This is a genomic window from Haladaptatus sp. (genome assembly GCF_049589095.1).
GTDB lineage: Archaea > Halobacteriota > Halobacteria > Halobacteriales > Haladaptataceae > Haladaptatus.
The window spans coordinates 1-3,049 of record NZ_JBAWAC010000351.1; the positions used below are offsets into that span (position 1 = coordinate 1).

A 3,049-nucleotide genomic window follows, 5' to 3' on the forward strand; every position below is an offset into this window, starting at 1 on the left:
CGTGCCCCGACCCTCCAGAGCGTCCGCCGTCGCGGCATCCGCGGCGAGGCCATCCGAGAGGCGATGGTCGGACTCGGCACCTCCACGAGCAACGTCGATTTGGCGATGAGCACCATCTACGCCAACAACCGCGAGTTGGTGGACGACGACGCGCCGCGCTTCTTCTTCGTCCGCAAGGGGGTGGAGTATCCGCTCATTGGCGACTACCCCGAAGCGGCGGAACCGGCGGTTCACCCCGACCACGAAGACAGGGGAACGCGCCACATCCCGGCGGGCGAAGCCGTTCTCATCGAAGCCGACGACATCCCCGACCACGGCGAGCGTGTCTGGCTGAAGGGATTAGGCTGTTTCCAACACACCCGCGACGCGCTCCAGTACACGGGCGACGACATCAGCGCCGTCCGCGACGAGGGCGTGGACGTGATCCACTGGGTCCCTGTCGAGGCGAACGTCCCGGTCCGCATGCGAACGATGGACGGCGACGTGGAAGGCGTCGCGGAACCCGACTTCGCCGAAACCGACGTGGACGACATCGTCCAGTTCGAGCGCGTCGGGTTCGTGCGAGTTGACAGTGAGGACGGCGACGAGACGGTGACCTACTTCGCGCACGAGTAACTCGGCGGAATCCCGTCGTTCCTCTGTTTGTCGAGGAACTCCGACCGGTACTCGGATTTCGGTCGTCCCCGGACGACTACGGGCACCGACAACTATACTATCTTGTACTGTGGCGATTCTCGCTCGTCGTGGCAGGGAAAACGGAAAATCTCTCGAATGTACTCGTCGGCGTCGTACTGGTACTGTATCTGTTCAGCCAGCGCGATTACTATCGATCCACCACATCGTAGTCCGCACATCGATCGGGGACGAGTTCGCGTCTCACTCCCAGTCCACGTCCGCAAGCGGTTCCGCGACGACACCGTCCTGTTGCGCCAGTACCCTCGCGTGACTCGTGCAGACGAGTCGGTTGTCGGCCCACGGGATGTGGAGTCGGACCGCTGCTTCGTTTTCACAGTCGTTTTCGGCGCAGTTCATCGGGAGAATACAACGGATCGGAATCACATGGATGTACTGATGCAACCGTGGACAGGGCGGCGGGGTTGATATAAAAGGGTTTCAAGAATAACCCCGCGTTTCAGGGACGCTGCGGAACTCCATTCCCTATGGACGCTGCTGAGTTGGAGGAAGGTGCCGATTTCGTGTACGAAATCGACGCCGGTGAAACCGTCACGGAGGGGGTAGTCACCGCCGTCGCGGCGACGACGAACACCGAGATACATCGTCTGCCGCCGCTGTATGAGACGGTGAACGCGGACGCGCTCAACGAGCTGTTCGCGGACAGCCATGGGGGAAAGATACGAACTACGGGGCGAGTTAAGTTTACCTATCATGGGTGTGAAGTGGTCGTGCTGAGTAACGATCGCATCATTATCGAGGCGGACGTTTGATGCAGGAACGCGCTACGGGGACTGGAACAAAATGAGCGTCATTGCAGAATTCACGATTCCTACCGAGGAGTTCGCACTCTCGCAGGCTTTCGCTGCGATCCCGAACATGGCCGTCGAAATCGAACGGATGGTCGCACACCCCGCGAGTCGAATCCTCCCCTATCTCTGGGCATGTGGGGGGACGACGACCACGGTGGAGCGGGAGCTCCGTGACGATCCGACGACGGTTTCGGTGACGAAGCTCACCGAAATCCCCTACGGGTCACTCTTCCGTATCAAGTGGTCGGACGAGACGCGGGAAACGGTCGAGGACGTGCTGGAGAGCGACCCCGTCATCCTCACCGGCACTGCCGCAAAACAAGGGTGGGATTTCCAGATGCGGTTCGAACACCGCGACCACATCTCGAAACTCCAGTCGGACTTGAGCCATCACGGCGTCACCGTCGAGTTGAAGCGGTTACACACGCCGGAGACGCCGACGGTCGATGGTCAGTTCCTCCTCACGTCGAAACAGCGGACGGCGCTGAACTCCGCGCTCGATTCGGGTTACTTCGAGGTGCCGCGAAAGACGAACCTGAGCGAGTTGGCTGAGGAACTCGACATCAGCCAACAGGCTCTGTCGAAACGGCTCCGACGCGCTCACCGGACCGTGAGCCGTCACATCCTCACGACGGGACCAAACGAAATCGTGGATGACCGGCTCGATTAATCCGAATATCGCGCCTTCTCTGCCAGTGCGGCCTCGTTTCCGTAGGTATCGACCAACGGCTGGAACGACGCGCCCAGCGCCCGCATCGCTTCGCCGGGGGAGTGAAAGCCGAGTTCGTCCGCAACGGTGGACCAGCGATGGGCTTGGAGTACCTTCCGAACCAGTAGCCGCTCCTGACGCGGCGAAAGCAGGTCCGGGGCCGCTGGGTCGGCGAGCTGTTTCACGACCAGTTTCCGGAACGGGGCGGGACCGTGGTCGAACTGCCCCGGGCCGTAGGCGCTCGCGGCGACCAACCGCCACTCCCAGTCGGTGAGCGAGGAGAGCGAAATTTCGGTATCGGTCGCCCGCAACGATTCGCGGACGACGTCGGGGTCCATGTCGTCGAGGGCGTCCGAAAGCACCGAAGCGATCCGTCCGGCAAACCGACGGGCGTGACGGTCGTACAGGTCCCTTCCCGTGGAGGAGGTCGGGTCGAACATGAGCGCGGAGTACTCGCCGCTGGCGTCGTTGCGCGTGGTCGAGAGTTGGACGGTTCGATAGCCGTTTTCGCGCCAGAACCGCAGCAGTTCGGGGGTTGCGCCGAACCCCGTACCGAACCAATCGAGGTCCGAGAATTCACGGCGAACCTCGGCGAGCAGACGGGACCCCAATCCGGACGAGCGCACGGCGTGGTGGGTTGCGATCCGCATGATTCGCATTCCGGTGGGGATTCCGGCGTCGAAATCGCGGAGTTGCGTCGTCAGCACATCGGGGAGCATGTTGCCCTTCACCCGACCGCCGTCGTACATGTGTTCGCGCACGTCCGTCGGGAGGTTCCCTTCGCGGGCCAACAACGCCACGCTGACGACGTGGTCGTTCCAGCAGAGCGCCCGAACCGCGACGTTCGGCGCGTCCA

Annotated in this window: 4 protein-coding genes and 1 pseudogene; 3 read left to right on the forward strand and 2 right to left on the reverse strand. The window is 62.3% G+C overall.

Features of this window, described 5'->3' with window-relative positions; genetic code table 11:
• Window positions 1–615: pseudogene (locus WBV42_RS11135) on the forward strand (glutamate--tRNA ligase); the annotation flags it as partial.
• 261 nt (window positions 616–876) lie between these two features.
• On the opposite strand, the gene WBV42_RS11140 reads toward WBV42_RS11135, so the two are convergent.
• Complete coding sequence (locus WBV42_RS11140; protein WP_253229042.1) at window positions 877–1,032, reverse strand: hypothetical protein; 156 nt, start codon at window positions 1,030–1,032, stop codon at window positions 877–879.
• Window positions 1,033–1,196: 164 nt separating this feature from the next.
• On the opposite strand from WBV42_RS11140, the gene WBV42_RS11145 reads away from it, so the two are divergent.
• Together WBV42_RS11145 and WBV42_RS11150 are read left to right on the forward strand one after the other, a co-directional pair.
• Window positions 1,197–1,445 carry a HalOD1 output domain-containing protein gene (locus tag WBV42_RS11145; protein WP_423986093.1) on the forward strand — a complete coding sequence of 83 codons (249 nt, stop codon included), beginning with the start codon at window positions 1,197–1,199 and terminating at the stop codon, window positions 1,443–1,445.
• Window positions 1,446–1,476: 31 nt separating this feature from the next.
• Window positions 1,477–2,154 carry a helix-turn-helix domain-containing protein gene (locus tag WBV42_RS11150; RefSeq protein ID WP_423986094.1) on the forward strand — a complete coding sequence of 226 codons (678 nt, stop codon included), beginning with the start codon at window positions 1,477–1,479 and terminating at the stop codon, window positions 2,152–2,154.
• Here WBV42_RS11150 and WBV42_RS11155 read toward each other — a convergent pair.
• On the reverse strand, window positions 2,151–3,049 hold an 899-nt coding region (locus WBV42_RS11155; protein ID WP_423986095.1), incomplete at its 5' end, for a GNAT family N-acetyltransferase. The two genes, WBV42_RS11150 and WBV42_RS11155, sit on opposite strands and share 4 nt — an antisense overlap.

Bases quoted from the DNA above. Each gene is read 5' to 3' on its own strand.
- WBV42_RS11140 (WP_253229042.1), bottom strand. From the start codon at position 1,032: ATGAACTGCGCCGAAAACGACTGTGAAAACGAAGCAGCGGTCCGACTC.
- WBV42_RS11150 (WP_423986094.1), top strand. From the start codon at position 1,477: ATGAGCGTCATTGCAGAATTCACGATTCCTACCGAGGAGTTCGCACTC.